Genomic DNA, 20,352 nt, shown 5'->3' with positions numbered 1-20,352 from the left:
CAGTCTCCTGTTAAAGCGCGTTTTCAACTGCTTCGCGTATCGTTTTGACGTGAAGTCCGTAAACCACCTGTACGTTGTTACCCTGTCGGATAACAGCTTTCGCACCGGTGTTCTTAAGCTGTTGTTCGTCTACCAAAGCCGTGTCGATGAGCGTGACCCGCAGGCGGGTGTAGCAGTTGTCCACCACCTCGATATTGGGTTTGCCACCCAGTCCGGCGATGATGGTGGCACCCACAAGCTGGGCATCGCTTTTCACTGGCTCCTGCGTTTTTGCCGGATTCTCGGCCTTGGCCTGATATTCGGTTTTGGAATACAGCCGCGTCTCTTCCTCATCGGTTTCACGCCCGGGGGTTGGCATGTCGAAATACAGAATCAGGAAGCGGAAGACGAAGAAGTAAATCACCGACATCGTCAGCCCGACCGCGATGTACATCGGCCAGTTGGATTTCTCGATGCCCAGCGGCAGGTTATAAAGCAGGAAGTCGATGACGCCGTTGGCACCAATCGCATGCACGCCCATGATGGAGAACAGCATCATCCCTATGCCGGTCAGTACGGCGTGGACGGCAAACAGCATCGGGGCGACGAACAGGAACGAGAACTCCAGTGGTTCGGTGACGCCCAGTAAGAAAGAAGTAAACGCGGCCGGAATCAGAATGGCTTTGGCGGCCAGCCGTTTTTCTGGCTTCGCTGTCACGTACATCGCCAGCGCAGCGGCCGTTAGACCAAACATTTTACTGATGCCGCGTGCATCCCAGACCACGGTGGAACTTAGCTGTTTGACGTCCTGACAGGCCATTTCAGCAAAATAGATGTTACGTGCGCCCTGATACAGCTTGCCGCACACTTCTGCGGTTCCGCCCAGTTCGGTGTACAGGAATGGGGTATAGACCAGATGATGCAGCCCGGTAGGGATCAGCACGCGTTCCAGAAAGCCATATATCGCGATGCCAACAGGGCCCGCACCTTTTATAGCGAAGGCGAGCCAGGTAATGCCGTGTTGAGCAAACGGCCACAGGGCGCTCATCGCAAAGCCCAGAGCAATCGCCAGCGGAATAATCAGAATGGCGACGAAGCAGTGGCCGGAATAGATCGCCATCACGCCGTTAAATTGTTTACTGGAATAGCGGTTATACAGATAGCCTGCGAATCCGCCGATCAGGATACCGGCGAAAACGCCCATTTCCAGCACCTGAACGCCCAGCACCATACCTTGCCCAGCGGCGCGCATTTCTGCGGCTGGTACGAGTTTGCCCTGTAATTGCAGCGTGATGTTCATGGCATTAATGAAGATGATAAACATCACCAGACCAATCAGCGCAGCGTAGCCCTTATCGCGTTTCGCCAGCCCGATAGGGATCCCGACGGCGAACACCAGCGCCAAATTAGCCAGAATCGCCACGGCAGATTTGGAAACCAGTTGACCAAAATCCTGAATCAAAGGATGGTTAAGTAAAGGGACATAGCCCGCTAGATTGCCGTTACCGAACACATTCCCAAATGCGATGAATAACCCGACAATCGGGAGTATCAGCACCGGCCCATATAGGGACTTGCCGAAATTTTGCAATGCATTGACCGCTCTTTTCATTATCAGCCCTCTTACTGGCCATTATGGTGGGTACAGCAGCAGGCTAGCAGTGAATGACAAAGAAATTCCAGTTATCTTATTGTTTTAAAAACAAATAACCTATAACGTTACAAGTAACCTTCAGAACTGTGATCGCCGATGATTTGTTACATTCAGTACGGGTGCGGTAGGAAACGAAAACGTACGATGCGTAATCGTTAATGAAGGGAAAACGAGAGGTAATATTTTTTTAATAAAATGTTATTTCCTTGGTAGGCAACAACGGCCGCTACCCCTATAATTTGCGCCACTTTCACTGGCTGGGTATACAATTCTTATAATCCGGCTGTAATCTGACAGTTTAGTTAATGAGGTCAATATGACGATAGAACGTACCTTCTCCATCGTAAAACCTAACGCGGTTGCTAAAAATGCCATCGGTGCGATTTACGCACGCTTTGAAAGCGCGGGTTTTACCATTGTTGCGGCTAAAATGCTGCGTCTGAGCCGTGAGCAAGCGGAAGGTTTCTACGCTGAGCATAAAGGCAAGCCGTTCTTTGATGGCCTGGTCGAATTCATGATGTCTGGCCCGATCATGGTGCAGGTGCTGGAAAGTGAAAACGCTGTCCAACGTAACCGTGACATCATGGGTGCCACTAACCCAGCAAACGCACTGGCGGGAACGCTGCGTGCTGATTACGCGGACAGCTTCACGGCGAACGCGGTACACGGTTCTGATTCTATCGAATCCGCTCAGCGTGAAATCGCTTATTTCTTCAGCGATGACGAAATCTGCGCGCGCGCGTAATCTTGCGCGTGATAAACAGGTTAGCGCGAGTGATGTTGCTTCTTTTTCGTTGCGTTAGTGCGCCGTGTCGATGTAATGACACAGAAAAAAAGCGGTGATGGTAGCTTACCTGTTTTAAAATTTGTACAATGCTGCGCCCCGGATGAGCCTGCACTTATCCGGGGCGTTTCTTTGGTGATCACCATCGAATTCAACCTTCTTTTTAGCGCCATAACGTGTAATAACGAGGCCAGGATTGACAATGTCTAAGCAAATCGCGTCTGAAACCGTCGTGTCTGAAACGACGGCATCTCACACTACCGCATCTAACACTACCGTATCCGAGCAAACCGTGTCCGAATTCTCTCCGGCGTCTGCTGATGCCTCTCAATCCGTCAAAGCCAGTGCGGAAAAAATTAATCTGTTGGATCTTAACCGCCAGCAAATGCGTGACCTCTTCATGTCGATGGGAGAGAAACCGTTCCGCGCCGATCAGGTCATGAAATGGATTTATCACTACTGCTGTGATGACTTCAACCAGATGACGGATATTAACAAAGTCTTCCGCAGCAAATTGCAGGAGATCGCTGAAATTCGCGCTCCTGAAGTGGTGGACGAACAGCGCTCTTCTGACGGCACGATTAAGTGGGCGATTCTGGTGGGTGGTCAACGGGTTGAAACCGTTTATATTCCAGAAGAAGATCGCGCCACGCTGTGTGTGTCATCTCAGGTAGGTTGTGCGCTGGAATGCAAATTCTGTTCAACGGCGCAGCAGGGCTTTAACCGTAACCTGCGCGTATCGGAAATCATCGGTCAGGTGTGGCGTGCGGCGAAGATTATCGGTGCGTTTAAAGTTACCGGCCAGCGCCCCATCACCAACGTCGTGATGATGGGCATGGGCGAACCGTTGCTGAACCTGACTAACGTCGTGCCAGCGATGGAAATCATGTTGGATGATTTCGGCTTTGGTTTATCCAAGCGCCGTGTGACGCTGTCCACGTCAGGCGTGGTGCCTGCGTTGGATAAACTGGGCGATATGATCGATGTTGCGCTGGCGATTTCTCTGCATGCGCCGACCGACGACATCCGCAACGAAATCATGCCGATCAACAAAAAGTACAACATCGAGACGTTTCTGAGCGCGGTACGCCGCTATCTGGAAAAATCCAATGCAAATCAGGGACGTGTTACCGTTGAGTATGTGATGCTGGATCATATCAATGACGGCACCGAACACGCGCATCAACTGGCTGAATGCCTGAAAGATACGCCGTGCAAGATCAACCTGATTCCGTGGAACCCGTTCCCGGGCGCGCCGTATGGCCGCAGCTCAAACAGCCGCGTTGACCGTTTCTCCAAGGTACTGATGGAGTATGGCTTCACGACGATCGTACGTAAAACCCGTGGGGATGATATTGATGCCGCCTGCGGTCAGCTGGCGGGTGAAGTCGTAGACAGAACCAAACGTACGCTGAAGAAGAAAATGGCCGGTGAACCTATCTCGGTGAAAGCGGTCTGATAACAAATGGGCGCGGGTTAACGTGAAGCGCTAGCCCGACGTCGTCCGCTGAGGTAATTTGCAGGGCAAAAGTGAGCAAATTGCGAGGCGCGCCGCGTTGTTGTCAGGCCCGACTGCCACGCTGTTCATATTCAGGTAACCTCGCTGGTCAGGATGTCTGGCAAAGACGACAAGGCGAGGGGCAGGGATGGCAAAGCCACTATCACAGAGACTTTCTTTATGGCAGAGAATGTCTTTATTACAGGGAACGTATTGGCTGAGTGGCCTGTTTGCGGTGCTGTTGCTGGTGGGGTGTGTGAAATCGCCTCAGGAGACGACCAATCCAGCGGTTGCCCAAACCCGCTTGCAGTTAGGGTTGACCTACCTGGCGCACAATAATCTGGATGCGGCCCGGCAGAATCTTGAGAAAGCGGTTGCGATTGCTCCGCAGGATTATCGAACACAATTGGGGATGGCGCTTTACGAGCAGCGGATAGGTGAAAATCGTCTGGCTGAACAGCGTTATCAACATGTGTTAAACATGGCGCCGGAAAATGGCAGCGTCATGAATAATTACGGTGCGTTTCTGTGTAGTTTAGGGCAGTATGTAGCGGCTCAGCGACAGTTTAGTGCGGCTGCACAACTTCCTGATTACAGTCAGGTTGCTGATGCGTTGGAAAATGCGGGATACTGCTTTTTCAATGCCGGACAGGCTGAAGATGCGCGCAATTTATTAAGTCGGGCGCTGAAGTATGACCCGACGAAAGGCAGTGCCTTGCTGGCGGAAGCAAACAAACAGTTTGCTGCCGGGAAAAATGAGCAAGCGCGGCTGCTGCTTGATGTTTATCAGCATAGTCTTCCGGCCAGTGCCGAAAGCTTATGGTTACAGATTCGTTTCGCCGCGTTAGCGGGCCATGATGGCGATAAAGAACGTTATGGCAACGTGCTGGCGCGAAGTTTTCCACAATCTAAACAGTACCAGCATTTCTTAGCTAATGAATACTGAAGCCACCCAAGATACAACAGAAGCAAAACTACCCGGCGAACGTCTGCGTGAGGCGCGTGAACGCCTTGGGCTAACTCAGCAAACTATTGCTGAGCGTTTGTGCCTTAAAATCACCACCGTTCGCGATATTGAAGACGGTACGACGCCTGCCGATTTAGCGCCGACTTTTCTGCGCGGCTATATCCGTTCTTATGCCAAGCTGGTTCATTTACCCGAAGATGAACTGCTTCCCTCTGTGGATAAACAGGCCATACCTAAAACGATCTCTGTTTCGCCGATGCAGAGTTTTTCGCTGAAAAAAAGCCGCAAAAAGCGTGATGGCTGGTTGATGACAATCACCTGGCTGGTCGTGCTGGTTGTTTTGGGGCTAACGGGCGCATGGTGGTGGCAAAACCATCAGGCTCAGCAGGCGGAAATCAACAGTATGGTCGATCACGCCAGTTCGATGCAGGCACAAACGGAAGGGCAGTCTGTTCCGCTAATGGACAACAGCGCACCGCAGGAAACGGCGACGACGGATTCTGCTACGGCACCGGTTTCTACACACGTCGACCTTTCAGCCACTGGATCGGAGACACCGTCAACGCCTTCTTCTGCCTCTACACCGTCTGCTGCACCTTCCAGCCAATCACCTTCACACGCGAACGCTGCACAGCCTGTGGGTAATGCATTGTTAGGTGCCGGCGCTGTAGCTCCCGCTGCGGGTACGGTAGCGGAAACCAATCCAGCCCCTGTTGCTCATGCATTAGTGATGACGTTCACGGCCGATTGCTGGCTGGAAGTCACCGATGCCAGCGGTAAAAAACTGTTCAGCGGCATGCAGCGTAATGGTGGCACACTGAATCTGGATGGTCAGTCACCCTATAAACTGAAAATCGGTGCACCTGCTGCGGTACAGATTCAATTTCAAGGCAAGCCGGTTGATTTAAGCCGCTTTGTGCGCAGCAATCAGGTTGCACGCCTGACGCTGACCGCAGAATAACGTGTTGTTCAGGTAAGACTGCAATGTTGGAGATGAAGTAATGCATAACGCTGCACCCATAACCCGTCGAAAATCAACACGAATTTACGTCGGCAAGGTGCCTGTTGGTGATGGTGCGCCGATTGCGGTGCAATCCATGACCAACACCCGAACCACCGACGTTGAAGCAACCGTCAACCAAATCAGAGCGCTGGAACGTGTTGGCGTCGATATCGTCCGCGTTTCCGTACCAACCATGGACGCGGCGGAAGCTTTTAAGCTTATCAAACAGCAGGTGAATGTCCCGCTCGTCGCCGACATCCACTTTGACTACCGTATCGCGCTGAAAGTTGCGGAGTACGGCGTCGACTGTCTGCGCATCAACCCCGGCAATATTGGCAACGAAGAGCGTATCCGCTCGGTTGTCGACTGCGCGCGTTACAACAATATCCCGATCCGCATTGGCGTTAACGGCGGTTCGCTGGAAAAAGATTTGCAGGAAAAATACGGTGAGCCAACGCCGGAAGCGCTGCTGGAATCAGCGATGCGCCATGTCGATATTCTCGACCGCCTGAACTTCGATCAGTTTAAAGTCAGTGTTAAAGCCTCGGATGTCTTCCTGGCCGTGCAATCCTATCGTCTGCTGGCGGCACGTATCGATCAGCCGCTGCACCTTGGTATCACCGAGGCCGGTGGCGCACGTAGCGGCGCGGTGAAATCGGCTATTGGCCTCGGTCTGCTGCTGTCTGAAGGCATTGGCGACACGCTGCGTATCTCGCTGGCGGCCGATCCGGTTGAAGAAGTGAAAGTCGGCTTCGATATCCTGAAGTCACTGCGCATTCGTTCACGCGGAATCAACTTTATTGCTTGCCCGACCTGTTCCCGTCAGGAATTTGACGTGATCGGTACGGTGAACGCGCTGGAACAACGACTGGAAGATCTCATCACGCCGATGGATGTCTCGATTATCGGTTGTGTGGTGAATGGTCCAGGTGAAGCGCTGGTGTCCACCATTGGTGTTACGGGTGGACACAACAAGAGCGGCTTCTATGAAGACGGCGTGCGGCAGAGAGAGCGCTTCGATAACGAACAGATGATCGATCAGTTAGAAGCCAAGATCCGCGCGAAAGCCTCCATGATGGACGAAAATCAGCGTATTACCGTCAATCTGGTAGATAAGTAACTCTGACGGCGTGACGGTCTGCCGTCACCCGCCTAATTCACGATTCCTGAACCCGATGGGGATGCCCCGCATTGAAGATGCGACGACAATCCCTCTATAATCGGGTTTATTTTTTGAAAAACGCATAGAGAACTGACGTGGCAAAAAATATTCAAGCCATCCGTGGCATGAACGATTACCTGCCAGCCGAAACGGCATTGTGGCAGCGTATTGAAAACAGCCTGAAACAGGTGCTCAGCGGCTACGGCTATAATGAAATTCGTTTGCCGATTGTTGAGCAAACGCCGCTGTTTAAGCGCGCTATCGGTGAAGTGACCGATGTCGTCGAAAAAGAGATGTATACCTTTGACGATCGCAATGGCGATAGCCTGACTCTGCGCCCGGAAGGGACGGCTGGCTGCGTCCGCGCCGGTATTGAGCACGGTATTCTCTATACATCAGGAACAGCGGCTGTGGTATGTCGGCCCGATGTTCCGCTACGAGCGTCCGCAGAAAGGGCGCTATCGCCAGTTCCATCAGTTGGGCTGTGAAGTGTTTGGTCTGCAAGGGCCGGATATTGATGCCGAACTGATCCTGATGACAGCCCGCTGGTGGCGTGTGCTGGGCATCGCCGATCATGTGAAGCTGGAACTGAACTCGATTGGTTCGTTAGACGCGCGCGCCCGCTATCGCGAAGCGCTGGTGGCGTTCCTCGAACAGCATAAAGATCAGCTGGATGAAGACTGCCTGCGCCGGATGTACACCAACCCGCTGCGCGTTCTGGATACGAAAAATCCGCAGATTCAGGAACTGCTGAACGATGCGCCAGTGCTGACGGACTATCTGGATGACGAATCACGTGCACACTTTGAGGCACTGGGTGAACTTTTAACGCAGTCCGGCATCCCATATACCGTTAATCCGCGTCTGGTTCGTGGTTTGGATTACTATAACCGCACCGTATTTGAGTGGGTGACGACCAGTCTGGGCGCACAGGGCACGGTCTGTGCCGGTGGGCGTTATGATGGTATGGTGGAACAGCTGGGCGGACACGCGACGCCGGCGGTTGGTTTTGCCATGGGTCTGGAGCGTCTGGTGCTGCTGGTGCAGTCTGTGAACCCGGATTTCAAAGCACAGTCAGGCGTAGATGTTTATTTGATTTCTTCCGGTGCGGGAACGCAGGTTGCGGCAATGCAGCTGGCGGAGAAATTACGTGACGCGCTGCCGCAGTTGAAACTGATGACCAACTACGGCGGTGGCAACTTTAAGAAGCAATTTGCTCGCGCTGACAAATGGGGCGCACGCGTCGCATTGGTATTAGGCGAAAATGAAGTGGCGGCTGGTCAGGTTGTGGTTAAAAACCTGAGCAATGGCGAGCAGGATACATTGGCACAGGCCGACGTCGCATCGCGGCTGGCAACGTTACTGGATTGAGGAGAGAGACACCGTGGAAGTCTATACCACAGAGAATGAACAGGTTGATGCACTACGTCGTTTCCTCGCGGAGAACGGAAAGGCGTTAGTTGTCGGTGTTGTGCTGGGCGTTGGCGCACTGGTTGGCTGGCGTTTCTGGCAAAGCCACCAAAATGACAGCGTAATGGCGGCATCTTCATCTTATCAGCAGGTGACGGAGCAATTGGCCGAAGGTAAAGCCGACGCGATTACGGCAACCGAGAAATTTACGGCTGAGAATAAGAATACCTATGGCGCGCTGGCTTCTCTGGAACTGGCTCGTCATTACGTTGATCAGAAAGATTTTGCTAAAGCAGCGCAGCAGCTGGTACAGGCGCAGTCGCAGACTAAAGATGCCGACCTGCTGGCTGTGGTGAATCTGCGTCTGGCGCGGGTTCAGCTACAGGAAAACAAAGCGGATGACGCGCTGAAAACGTTGGATGCTATCAAGCTGGAAGGCTGGGCATCACAGGCTGCGGAAGTGCGTGGTGATATTCTGGTGAGCAAAGGCGATAATCAGGCTGCGCGTGATGCTTACAACAAAGGGTTGTCTTCCAATCCATCGCAGGCACAGCAAGCGTTACTGCGTATGAAACTGAATAACCTGTCCAGCTAAGAGGAATTCCATGCAATTGCGTAAAACACTTTTGGTAGGACTGGTTTCTGTTGCCCTGCTGAGCGGATGCTCGCTGTTTAACAGCGAAGAAGATGTTGTCACTATGTCTCCACTGCCGCAGGTGGAAAACCAGTTCACGCCAACCAAGGTGTGGAACAGCTCGGTTGGGAGTGGTATTGGTGAGTTTTATTCCAATCTTCACCCCGCATGGCAGGATAATCGCGTTTTTGCGGCCGATCGCCGTGGCACCGTGAAAGCGATGGATCTGAGTGATGGCAAAGAGATTTGGCGCGCGGATCTGTCAGAGAAGACCAATTTCTTCTCCCGCAATAATCCGGCGCTGCTGTCCGGTGGCGTAACGGTTTCTGGTAACCATGTCTATGTCGGCAGCGAAAGGGCGCAGGTCTATGCGCTGAATGCGGAAGATGGTACGCCAGTATGGCAGACCAAAGTGGCTGGCGAAGCGCTGTCTCGCCCTGTCGTCAGCGACGGCGTGGTGCTGATTCACACCAGCAACGGTATGCTGCAAGCATTGAATGAAGCCGATGGCGCAATCAAGTGGAGCGTCAACCTGGATATGCCGACGCTGTCTCTGCGCGGCGAATCTGCCCCGACAACCGCATTTGGTGCGGCGATTGTGGGTGGTGATAACGGTCGTGTGAACGCCGTGATGATCAATCAGGGTCAGCTCATTTGGCAGCAGCGTATTTCACAGCCGAGTGGCGCAACTGAAATCGATCGTCTGAACGATGTCGACACCACGCCAGTAGTTGCGGGCGAAGTGGTTTATGCGCTGGGTTACAATGGCAACATGACCGCGCTGGATCTGCGTTCTGGTCAGGTTCTGTGGAAGCGTGAACTGGGTTCAGTGCATGATTTCATCATTGACGGCGACCGCATCTATCTGGTCGATCAGGACGATCGCGTTGTTGCATTGAATACCAACGGCGGCGTGAGCCTGTGGCGTCAAAGCGATCTGCTGCACCGTAACTTAACGGCTCCGGCACTGTATAATGGTTATCTGGTTGTCGGTGATACCGAAGGGTATCTGCACTGGCTGAATACGGCAGATGGTCGCTTCGTGGCGCAGCAAAAAGTGGATAGCTCAGGCTTCCTGAGCAAGCCTGTGGTTGCCAGCGACAAGCTGCTGATTCAGGCGAAAAACGGTGATGTCTACGCGTTCACTCGCTAAGTAACCCGTATCAATTTGGAGCACAGCGTTTTGGGTGTGCTCGTATAACGGCTCCTGACATTATCAGGGGCCGTTTCGTCTTTTTATCGTCAGCGAGTATTTCGCTGTAACGTATTGAAATATAAGTAATGAGGTTGTAACAATGATACCTGTCGTCGCGCTGGTCGGGCGCCCGAATGTGGGGAAATCCACGCTATTTAACCGCTTAACGCGCACTCGTGATGCATTAGTGGCGGATTTCCCTGGGCTGACTCGTGACCGCAAGTATGGTCGTGCAGAAGTGGAAGGGCATGAATTTATTATCGTCGATACCGGTGGTATCGATGGCACCGAAGACGGCGTGGAAACGCGCATGGCGGGTCAATCGCTGGTCGCGATTGAAGAAGCGGATATCGTGCTGTTCATGGTGGATGCACGCGCAGGGTTGATGCCTGCGGATGAAGGCATTGCCAAGCATTTGCGCAGCCGCGAAAAGACAACCGTGCTCGTCGCTAACAAAACCGATGGTCTTGACCCAGATATGGTCACGGCAGATTTCTACTCGCTCGGAATGGGCGAAGTGTACGCGATCGCGGCGTCTCACGGCCGTGGCGTAACGTCGCTGCTGGAAACGGTTCTGCTGCCGTTTGTACAGGATGAAATAGAAGAGCCAGTCGAGCTAACCGAAGAAGAAGAGAACGCGGCTTACTGGGCAGCGTTAGAAGCGGAAGAGCAGGCCAGCGAAGAAGAAGCAGAAGACGATTTCAATCCTGAAGATTTGCCGATCAAACTGGCGATTGTCGGGCGTCCGAACGTGGGTAAATCCACGCTGACGAACCGTATTCTGGGTGAAGAGCGTGTGGTGGTGTTCGACATGCCCGGCACGACGCGCGACAGTATCTACATCCCTATGGTGCGCGACGAACGTGAATACGTTCTGATTGATACCGCCGGGGTGCGTAAGCGCGGCAAAGTAACGGAAACGGTAGAAAAATTCTCTGTCATCAAGACATTGCAGGCGATTGAAGATGCCAACGTAGTCCTGCTGGTTATTGATGCGCGCGAAGGCATTTCCGATCAGGATCTCTCGCTGTTGGGCTTTATCCTCAATAGTGGGCGCTCACTGGTGATCGTGGTGAACAAGTGGGATGGCCTGTCGCAGGAAGTACGTGAGCAGGTGAAAGAGACGCTGGATCTGCGCCTCGGCTTTATCGATTTTGCCCGCATCCACTTCATTTCTGCGCTACACGGTAGCGGCGTAGGTAACCTGTTTGAGTCGGTCACCGAAGCCTATTCTTGCGCCACTCGTCGCGTTAGTACGGCCATGTTGACCCGCATCATGCAAATGGCATCAGACGATCACCAGCCGCCGCTAGTGCGCGGTCGCCGCGTGAAGCTGAAATATGCGCATGCCGGTGGTTATAACCCGCCGATTGTGGTGATTCACGGTAACCAGGTGAAAGACCTGCCGGATTCTTACAAGCGCTACCTGATGAACTACTATCGTCGTTCGCTGGAAGTGATGGGCACGCCGATTCGTATTCAGTTTAAAGAAGGGGAAAACCCCTTTGCAGACAAGCGCAATACACTGACGCCAAACCAGCTCCGCAAGCGTAAGCGTTTGATGTCGCATCTTAAAAAAAGTAAGTGATTTATTTACGGGGCGAATAGCGATATTCGCCCCGTTTTGTTAGAGGTGAAACAAGCAGTCGCTAATAAAACGACCATTCTAATAAAACCAATAATCATCAAGGAAAGTCATGTCCTGGGAAACCTGGAGTTTTGCGTTCAACGTCACAATGCCCAATTTGTTGATGTTGTTTATGGGCGTTGCGTTGCGCAAAATCGGCCTGCTAAATGATGCCTTTTGCGATGCAGCGATGCGTTTGGTGTTCAATCTCTCTTTGCCTTGCCTGCTGTTTTTCAGTGTGGCAAGCAATCATCAGTCGTTTTCGGATCAGTGGCCGTTGGTGCTGTATGGCACGCTAGGCACGCTGGCGACATTCCTGTTGCTGGAAATTGCTGCTGTCCGCCTCATTAAAGAACCCACTGAGCGTGGCATCTTCGTGCAGGGCGGCTTCCGTTCTAACACGGGCATTATGGGGCTCGCGTTTGCCGTGAGCGCATATGGTGAAGAGGGCGTGGCGGTGGGGTCGCTGTATCTGGTTGTCACGGTGATCATGTTCAACGCGCTGTCAGTGATTACCCTCACGCGCAGTTTGCAGCGTAAGTCACCGGATCAACGCATCAGCGTTCTCATGTTATTACGAGGCATCGCCACCAACCCGCTGATTATCGGTTTACTCTGCGGTGCCGCGTATGCGCAGAGCCATTTGCCGATGCCTGGCGTGATTAAACAAACGGGCAGCTTTATTTCCTCAATGGCGCTGCCGCTGGCGTTACTCTGCGCCGGAGCCAGTCTGGAATGGCGCAGCATGTTTCGGTCATCTAACGTCGCCATGCTTGCTTCCGTGGCGAAGCTGTTGGTCGTTCCGGGGCTGCTGACGTTTGGGGGATGGCTGGTCGGTTTCCGCGGTGTTGAACTCGGTATTATCTTCCTGTTTTCCTCAACGCCGACGGCATCGGGTAGCTACGTGATGACGCGAGCGATGGGCGGAAACGCTACGCTAGCGGCCAATATTATCGGGCTGACGACGGCGGGAGCCTTCTTTGTGATTGCGCTGGGGCTCTACGTTTTACGTTCACTGGGTGTGATTTAGCGCTGTTGGCTTCTGTTGCAGTAAGTGACAGAGTCTTACGTCTGCCTTTTGGCTGACAGAACAGGAATTTGATAGCGTACTCTTGGACAGTCTTTTTCCTGAGGCGCAGTGATGAAAACAACACATTCTGAGCGGGACGTATGTTGCCAGCGAATTGCCCCGCAGACCCAGTATCAAGGCAAACAAGGCTTGGTTTATTCGGTTGGGATTTCACGCGAGACGGTGGGGTCTCAACATCTTCATATGCAGTTAGCGTGGATTCCACCGCGTTCGCAAGGAAAGGCGCACAAGCACGAACATCACGAAACGGCAATTTATGCGCTAAGCGGTGTTTCCTGTGTGTATTACGGGGAACAGCTTGAAAACATGATTGAATTACCCGAAGGCAATTTCCTCTATATCCCTGAGAACGTCCCGCATTTGCCCTATAATCCCAGTGACGATGTCGCCGTGCTGGTCATTTCCCGCACTGACGCCAATGAGCAGGAAAGTGTGGTTATGCTGCCGGAATTGGACAGAAATGTGCTGCCTGAACGTGGTGAAACGAGAGGATAAATATGGAAGCAAATTGCCCGAGCTGTGGTCATCTTCTGGCCTGGAAAAGCGGTGCGCGGTTTCAGTGTACTGCCTGCCAGCAAGATTATCTGCGTGAGGCTGCGTGCCCTGAATGTAAGCACTCGCTTCAGGAATTGAAAGCCTGTGGCGCGGTGGATTACTTCTGTCAGCAGCACGGGATGATTTCCAAACGGCAAGTTGTGTTCAGCTACGCGCCTGCCGATTAAATTCATTATTACTTAATCAATGGTTACTCCTGTACGCCGTTGCGCCACAGCTCGGTCAGCTCCGGTGGCGCGCGGTCTTCGGGGATCAGCAGAATGATATCGGTATATTGATTCTGCTGCGGTTGGCAGTAGCTGATGTGGATGCGGTAATAGAACTGGTCGCCGCGCCCTGGGCCATCGGGTTCGCCGGGTTCGCGAGCCTGAGGAGCGGCATTACGGATCGCGTTACAAATCCGCTCCCGTTCGGATGGCGGTACGCTGGCGAGCGCGAAGCGTCGCAACCCCGCCAGCTTGGGGATAAAGGCGAATCCCCCTTCACGCGCCAGCTCAATGATGGCATCGTCGTTGAGCTCCGGCAGCGTTTTCATAAGAACTCCTGCCGTACCTCCACCCCTACCGTTTCCCACGACTGCATGACGATATCGGCAACGGTGTGGTTAAAACGTTGAGCGGCATGTTGAATGGTGTGGCGTGCGAAAATTTCGAAATCCGCATTTTGCGGCAGCGTTTTATCACACAGCGTGTCGTACCAGATGCGACCCGCTTTTTCCCATGAATGGCCGCCCAGTGCGATGGCTGTGAGATAGAATGCCCGGTTGGGAATGCCTGAATTCAAGTGTACGCCGCCGTTGTCTTCACGCGTGTTCACATACTCGTTCATGTGAGAGGGCTGCGGGTCGATACCGAGTAGCTCATCATCATACGCCGTGCCCGGATGAGACATTGACCGCAGCCCCATGCCGTGAATACCATCGGCCAGAAGCTTGTCACCGATAAGCCAATCGGCCTGCTCAGCGGTTTGCCCCAAATGATACTGCTTGACCATGGAACCAAAAACATCGGACAGCGATTCATTTAGCGCACCGGACTGCCGGAAATAGATCAATCCCGCTTCATTTTCGGTGATGCCGTGCGTGAGTTCATGGGCGACCACATCAAGCGCAATCGTGAAGCGATTAAAGATTTTGCCGTCGCCGTCTCCGAACACCATCTGCTGCCCGCTCCAGAAAGCATTCTGGTACTCCTGACCGTAGTGTACTGTGCCAGCCAGCGGCAGCCCCTCGGCGTCCAGCGAGTTACGTTGGAAAACCTTCCAGAAGAAATCGTAAGTGACGCCTAGATAGTTGTAGGCCTCATCGACGGCAACATCACCGTTGCTGGGTTGGCCTTCCGCGCGTACTAGCTTGCCGGGCAACTGTTGTTGCTGTTCGGCATCGTGAATACTGCGATTTGCCTGCCCGGCGGGTAATTTCTCATGGGGTTCCGGGCGTGGATTGTGGCTAACCATCAATGACTGAACGTGCATCAGTGTTTGTTGCGCGCAGTGGCGCTGCTCGTCTGTGCCGTTTGCGATAATGCGATGCAAAATGTAAGGGGGTATCACGCTACAAATCGGTCTGGACTTCATACCTCATCTCCTTGAAAACGCTCATCAGGGGTAACACAGACGATCAACAAAGCTCACTGTCTTTTTATCCTATCCGCGTCACCGCGCAGAGGCTGATAACCCGTGCGGTGAAAACGGTGAATATAAGTTAGTGAGCTGGGAATAAGTATAGTTCAGATGGCGGGGGTAAGAATGGGGGATCGCCGTTGTTTTAGGACAAATCCCCGTTCACACATTTTATACCGATCGCGTTATTTTGGCGTCGGGGATGAGGGTTTTCGCCGCTTTTTCTCGGAGTTTTGATTCGGAGCCAGCGTCGTGACCTGACTTTCTACCCAACCGTCCTGCAAGCGGGTTTTCAGCGTGTCGCCAGGGGAAATTTGCGCGACGTTTTTCAGCACTTTACCGTCCGAGGCGGTGGTGACGTTATAGCCACGCGCCAGCGTCGCCAGCGGGCTAACGCCTTCCAGTCGCGAACAGGCGATGCCTAGCTTTTGCTTGTTCTGATTCAACTGACGTTCTACTGCGCTTTGCATCTGATAGCTAAGCTGCTGCAAACGCTGCTGCGCTCGATGAATACGAGTCTGCGGCTGCTGTTGCATTAGGCGCTGTTGTAAGCGTTCACTTCGGCGTGAGGTCTGCCGGAGCTGCTGCTGCATGGCGTCCTCCAACCGCTGACGCAGTTTAACCAGCTGTGCCTGCTGACGTGCCAGTCGCAACTGCGGATGCTGCTGCTGTAAACGGTGGTGCAGACGGGTAAATTCCCGATTGCGCTGAGCAAGGTAATAATCCATCGCCATTTCCAGACGCTGGCGCTGGGACTGTATCTGACGCAATAGCTCAAGTTGGTTACGACTCACTAACTCGGCAGCGGCGGACGGCGTGGGTGCGCGCAGGTCACCGACGAAATCGGCGATGGTGACATCGGTTTCATGGCCGACGGCGCTGACGATAGGAATGCGGCTGGCGAAAATCGCGCGGGCGACCCGCTCGTCATTAAAGCTCCACAGATCTTCCAGCGAACCCCCGCCGCGCCCGACGATTAACACGTCACACTCATCCCGCTGGTTAGCCAGCTCAATAGCGCGAACAATCTGTAGCGGCGCTTCCGCACCTTGTACCGACGTGGGATACACGATCACTGGCAGCGACGGATCGCGGCGCTGCAACACTTGCAAGATATCGTGCAGGGCGGCACCGCTGGCTGACGTAATCACGCCGACCTGTTTGGCGGGAGAGGGGAGCACTTGCTTGAACTGCTGGTCGAACAACCCTTCGGCAGCGAGGCGCTGCTTGAGTTGCTCAAACTGTTGCTGCAACAGGCCGTCGCCGGCGGGCTGCATACTTTCCGCCAGTAGCTGATAGTCGCCACGAGGTTCATATAGCGTGATGGTTGCACGAATCAGGATCTGCTGACCGTTCTGTGGGCGGAACGTCACTTTGCGGTTGCTGGTGCGGAACATCGCACAGCGCACCTGCGCACGCTCGTCTTTCAGCGTGAAATACCAGTGGCCGGATGAGGGCTGAGAAAGGTTGGAGATTTCGCCGGAGAGCCAAATCTGGCCCATTTCCATTTCCAACAGTTGTCTAACCGTCTGATTCAGGCGGCTAACGGTAAAAATTGCAGAGGAGGGAAATTGAGACATTGTGAGCCAGATCAAATTTTAAAACAGTCACTTAATTGATCGATACTACCTACCTGAAACAGGTAATCAAGCATTTTAGTAAAATAATGCTGGAGGCAACCGATTACGCTCTGTATAATGCCACGGCAATATTTTATCTATTCTTACATCCACCTTGGTGAGATATTGCCCATGCTACGTATCGCTAAAGAAGCACTGACGTTTGACGACGTCCTCCTGGTTCCCGCTCATTCTACTGTTCTGCCTAACACTGCCGATCTGTCCACGCAGTTGACGAAAAACATTCGCCTGAATATTCCTATGCTGTCCGCAGCGATGGATACCGTTACCGAATCCGGCTTGGCCATTGCGCTGGCGCAGGAAGGCGGTCTGGGCTTTATTCACAAAAATATGTCCATTGAGCGTCAGGCTGAAGAAGTTAGCCGCGTGAAAAAACACGAAAGCGGCGTTGTGGTTGATCCACAAACAGTGACGCCAGAAACGACGCTGCGTGAAATGAAAGAGCTGACCGAGCGCAACGGCTTCGCTGGCTACCCAGTTGTGGCGAAAGACAACGAGCTGGTCGGTATCATCACCGGTCGTGACGTGCGTTTTGTTACCGATTTGGAAAAACCGGTTAGCGCGTTCATGACGCCAAAAGAGCGTCTGGTTACGGTCAAAGAAGGCGAAGCGCGTGATGTCGTGCTGCAAAAAATGCACGAAAAACGCGTCGAAAAAGCGCTGGTGATTGACGATCAATTCCACCTGATCGGCATGATCACGGTAAAAGACTTCCAGAAAGCAGAACGTAAACCGAACGCGTGTAAAGACGAACACGGTCGCCTTCGCGTAGGCGCAGCGGTTGGCGCAGGTGCAGGCAATGAAGAGCGTGTTGATGCGCTGGTTGCTGCAGGCGTTGACGTTCTGCTGATCGACTCCTCACACGGCCATTCTGAAGGCGTATTGCAGCGCATTCGTGAAACACGTGCTAAATACCCGAACCTCGAAATCATCGGCGGCAACGTGGCAACGGGTGCAGGTGCAAAAGCGCTGGTTGAAGCGGGCGTTAGCGCCGTGAAAGTCGGTATCGGCCCTGGTTCTATCTGTACGACGCGTATCGTGACTGGCGTGGGCGTTCCGCAGATTACGGCGATTTCCGATGCGGTTGAAGCGCTGGAAGGCACAGGCATTCCTGTCATCGCCGATGGTGGTATCCGCTTCTCTGGCGACATCGCTAAAGCCATCGCAGCAGGCGCGGCGTGCGTCATGGTCGGCTCCATGCTGGCGGGTACGGAAGAATCCCCAGGCGAAATCGAACTGTATCAGGGCCGTTCATTCAAATCTTATCGCGGTATGGGTTCACTGGGCGCGATGTCCAAAGGTTCATCAGACCGTTACTTCCAGACCGATAACGCTGCCGACAAACTGGTGCCAGAAGGTATCGAAGGCCGCGTAGCCTATAAAGGCCGCCTGAAAGAGATCGTTCACCAGCAGATGGGCGGCTTGCGCTCCTGCATGGGCCTGACCGGTTGTGCGACTATCGACGCACTGCGCACGCAGGCTGAGTTTGTACGCATCAGCGGCGCGGGCATTCAGGAAAGCCACGTTCACGACGTTACCATTACTAAAGAGTCACCGAACTACCGTATGGGTTCATAAGGTGATTTAACGCAATAAACCCTGTACTATTTCGCGCCGCTCTGCCTTTGCATAAGGCTGAGCGGTTAGCTGGGTTTACTTTTCGCTTTTGTCTTTTGCTTTTTGGAACATGCTCCTCATGACTCAAAACATTCATCAACACCGCATTCTTATTCTGGATTTCGGCTCGCAGTACACGCAGCTGGTTGCACGTCGCGTGCGTGAACTGGGCGTTTACTGTGAACTGTGGGCATGGGATGTCACGGAAGCACAGATTCGCGGGTTTAATCCGAACGGGATCATCCTGTCCGGCGGCCCGGAAAGCACCACTGAGTTTGGCAGCCCACGTGCGCCAGAATACGTTTTCAATGCTGGCGTACCGGTATTAGGCGTGTGCTATGGCATGCAGACGATGGCGATGCAGCTGGGTGGCCACGTTGAAGGTTCCAACGAGCGTGAGTTTGGTTATGCGCAGGTAGAAGTGAAAACGGATAGCGCGCTGGTGCGTGATATTCAGGATGCGCTGAGCGCCGCTGGCGCACCGCTGCTGGATGTCTGGATGAGCCACGGCGACAAAGTGACGGCGATCCCTGAAGGGTTTGAGACCGTTGCCAGCACCGATACCTGTCCGTTTGCCATCATGGCGAACGAAGAGAAGCGTTTTTACGGCGTGCAGTTCCACCCGGAAGTGACGCACACCCGTCAGGGCCAGCGCATGCTGGAGCGTTTTGTTCTTGATATCTGCCAGTGTGAAGCACTGTGGACGCCAGCCAAGATCATCGACGATGCGGTGAACCGTATTCGTGAGCAGGTAGGCAACGATCACGTGATTCTGGGTCTGTCTGGCGGCGTGGATTCTTCCGTTACCGCGATGCTGCTGCACCGTGCGATCGGCGATCGTCTGACCTGCGTGTTTGTCGATAACGGCCTGCTGCGCCTGAACGAAGCCGATCAGGTTCTGGAAATGTTCGGCGATCATTTCGGTCTGAACATTGTTCACGTGGCAGCGGAAGATCGCTTCCTGAGCGAGCTGGCGGGTGAAGATGAGCCAGAAGCCAAGCGTAAAATCATCGGTCGCGTGTTTGTTGAAGTGTTCGATGAAGAAGCCAGCAAACAAGCCGACGTGAAATGGCTGGCGCAAGGCACCATCTACCCAGATGTGATCGAATCAGCGGCTTCTGCGACGGGCAAAGCGCACGTGATCAAGTCACACCACAACGTGGGTGGCCTGCCGAAAGAGATGAAGCTGGGTCTGGTTGAGCCGCTGAAAGAGCTGTTCAAAGACGAAGTACGTAAGATCGGTCTGGAACTGGGTCTGCCGTACAACATGCTGTACCGCCATCCGTTCCCAGGCCCAGGTCTGGGCGTGCGCGTGCTGGGTGAAGTGAAGAAAGAATACTGTGACCTGCTGCGTCGTGCAGATGCGATTTTCATCGAAGAACTGCACAAAGCCGACCTGTACAACAAGGTTAGCCAGGCATTCACCGTCTTCCTGCCGGTTCGTTCCGTGGGCGTGATGGGCGATGGCCGTAAATACGATTGGGTTGTCGCGCTGCGTGCGGTAGAAACCATCGACTTTATGACCGCGCACTGGGCACACCTGCCATACGATTTCTTAGGTCGCGTCTCCAACCGCATCATCAATGAAGTCGACGGCATCTCCCGCGTCGTTTATGACGTATCGGGTAAACCACCTGCTACGATCGAGTGGGAGTGAGGCTGTTATTTAACCTATTGTTTTAATTGATTTAGTGAATGCCATTGATGATATTGACTGCATTATCAATGGCATTTTTCATGGTATAAGGCCGACGCTGAATCGAAGATATAGCAAATACCATGTGACCGCATCAGCAAATGCCATGGTATCGACAACCGGGGGCATTGCAGCGCTGTGCTGATGCCATCGATGCCCGCTTTTGGTCATAACCGCTCTCTCGACCCAAGCCTCCAGATCGTTAAATATGCGCCAGAAGA

At 53.4% G+C, this 20,352-nt stretch carries 17 protein-coding genes and 1 pseudogene; 14 read left to right on the top strand and 4 right to left on the bottom strand.

The genetic code is table 11. From position 1 onward, the window contains the following. Positions 1-10: 10 nt before the first annotated feature. A complete protein-coding gene (locus HP572_RS13870) occupies positions 11-1,591 on the bottom strand; it encodes a PTS transporter subunit EIIC (RefSeq protein ID WP_240583523.1) in 1,581 nt (526 codons plus the stop codon). Between the two features lie 358 nt (positions 1,592-1,949). Between HP572_RS13870 and ndk the strand changes: the two genes are divergently transcribed. From ndk to HP572_RS13810, 12 genes and pseudogenes are all read left to right on the top strand, one after another. Beyond that, positions 1,950-2,378, top strand: coding sequence for a nucleoside-diphosphate kinase (gene ndk / locus HP572_RS13865; RefSeq protein WP_010280064.1), 429 nt, complete (start codon positions 1,950-1,952; stop codon positions 2,376-2,378). Positions 2,379-2,619: 241 nt separating this feature from the next. Further along, on the top strand, positions 2,620-3,876 hold the full coding sequence (locus HP572_RS13860; RefSeq protein ID WP_219610526.1) for a bifunctional tRNA (adenosine(37)-C2)-methyltransferase TrmG/ribosomal RNA large subunit methyltransferase RlmN: 1,257 nt from the start codon (positions 2,620-2,622) through the stop codon (positions 3,874-3,876). Between the two features lie 229 nt (positions 3,877-4,105). After that, the gene (gene pilW, locus HP572_RS13855; protein ID WP_039511701.1) at positions 4,106-4,861 is read left to right on the top strand and encodes a type IV pilus biogenesis/stability protein PilW; all 756 of its coding nucleotides are present in this window, start codon (positions 4,106-4,108) and stop codon (positions 4,859-4,861) included. Continuing rightward, positions 4,851-5,843, top strand: a complete 993-nt coding sequence (rodZ, locus tag HP572_RS13850; protein WP_240583522.1) for a cytoskeleton protein RodZ — start codon at positions 4,851-4,853, stop codon at positions 5,841-5,843. Before pilW ends, rodZ begins: the two co-directional genes overlap by 11 nt. 40 nt (positions 5,844-5,883) lie before the next feature. After that, a complete protein-coding gene (gene ispG / locus HP572_RS13845) occupies positions 5,884-7,005 on the top strand; it encodes a flavodoxin-dependent (E)-4-hydroxy-3-methylbut-2-enyl-diphosphate synthase (RefSeq protein ID WP_010280052.1) in 1,122 nt (373 codons plus the stop codon). A 137-nt stretch (positions 7,006-7,142) separates the two neighbouring features. After that, positions 7,143-8,418: pseudogene (hisS, locus tag HP572_RS13840) on the top strand (histidine--tRNA ligase). A gap of 13 nt (positions 8,419-8,431) precedes the next feature. Beyond that, entirely contained in the window at positions 8,432-9,052 is a 621-nt protein-coding gene (locus HP572_RS13835) for a YfgM family protein (RefSeq protein WP_010280046.1), read from the top strand. Positions 9,053-9,062: 10 nt separating this feature from the next. Next, the gene (bamB, locus tag HP572_RS13830; RefSeq protein WP_010280044.1) at positions 9,063-10,244 is read left to right on the top strand and encodes an outer membrane protein assembly factor BamB; all 1,182 of its coding nucleotides are present in this window, start codon (positions 9,063-9,065) and stop codon (positions 10,242-10,244) included. Positions 10,245-10,386: 142 nt separating this feature from the next. Continuing rightward, complete coding sequence (gene der, locus HP572_RS13825; RefSeq protein WP_014916204.1) at positions 10,387-11,874, top strand: ribosome biogenesis GTPase Der; 1,488 nt, start codon at positions 10,387-10,389, stop codon at positions 11,872-11,874. Between the two features lie 109 nt (positions 11,875-11,983). Continuing rightward, positions 11,984-12,943 (top strand): AEC family transporter, encoded by a 960-nt coding sequence (locus HP572_RS13820; protein WP_240583521.1) that lies wholly within the window; start codon positions 11,984-11,986, stop codon positions 12,941-12,943. A gap of 111 nt (positions 12,944-13,054) precedes the next feature. After that, the gene (locus HP572_RS13815) at positions 13,055-13,498 is read left to right on the top strand and encodes a cupin domain-containing protein (RefSeq protein ID WP_240583520.1); all 444 of its coding nucleotides are present in this window, start codon (positions 13,055-13,057) and stop codon (positions 13,496-13,498) included. A gap of 2 nt (positions 13,499-13,500) precedes the next feature. Further along, positions 13,501-13,725 (top strand): zinc ribbon domain-containing protein, encoded by a 225-nt coding sequence (locus HP572_RS13810; RefSeq protein ID WP_205550159.1) that lies wholly within the window; start codon positions 13,501-13,503, stop codon positions 13,723-13,725. 23 nt (positions 13,726-13,748) lie between these two features. On the opposite strand, the gene HP572_RS13805 is transcribed toward HP572_RS13810, so the two are convergent. The 3 genes from HP572_RS13805 to xseA form a co-directional block, all read right to left on the bottom strand. Next, positions 13,749-14,093: a protealysin inhibitor emfourin gene (locus HP572_RS13805; RefSeq protein ID WP_240583519.1), complete on the bottom strand. Its 345-nt coding sequence runs from the start codon at positions 14,091-14,093 to the stop codon at positions 13,749-13,751. Further along, the gene (locus HP572_RS13800) at positions 14,090-15,133 is read right to left on the bottom strand and encodes a M4 family metallopeptidase (protein WP_240583518.1); all 1,044 of its coding nucleotides are present in this window, start codon (positions 15,131-15,133) and stop codon (positions 14,090-14,092) included. Before HP572_RS13800 ends, HP572_RS13805 begins: the two co-directional genes overlap by 4 nt. A gap of 230 nt (positions 15,134-15,363) precedes the next feature. Further along, positions 15,364-16,758, bottom strand: a complete 1,395-nt coding sequence (gene xseA / locus HP572_RS13795; RefSeq protein ID WP_240583517.1) for an exodeoxyribonuclease VII large subunit — start codon at positions 16,756-16,758, stop codon at positions 15,364-15,366. A gap of 171 nt (positions 16,759-16,929) precedes the next feature. Between xseA and guaB the strand changes: the two genes are divergently transcribed. Then, positions 16,930-18,396: an IMP dehydrogenase gene (gene guaB / locus HP572_RS13790; protein WP_014916197.1), complete on the top strand. Its 1,467-nt coding sequence runs from the start codon at positions 16,930-16,932 to the stop codon at positions 18,394-18,396. Between the two features lie 118 nt (positions 18,397-18,514). Continuing rightward, positions 18,515-20,092 carry a glutamine-hydrolyzing GMP synthase gene (gene guaA / locus HP572_RS13785; protein WP_240583516.1) on the top strand — a complete coding sequence of 526 codons (1,578 nt, stop codon included), beginning with the start codon at positions 18,515-18,517 and terminating at the stop codon, positions 20,090-20,092. The last annotated feature ends 260 nt before the right edge of the window (positions 20,093-20,352 follow it).

Origin of the sequence: Pectobacterium sp. PL64 (assembly GCF_022477975.1) — a bacterium.
In the GTDB taxonomy this organism is placed as follows: Bacteria; Pseudomonadota; Gammaproteobacteria; order Enterobacterales; family Enterobacteriaceae; genus Pectobacterium; species Pectobacterium jejuense.
Note: the sequence above shows the minus strand (reverse complement) of the source record. Positions and strands in the feature narration are given on the sequence as shown.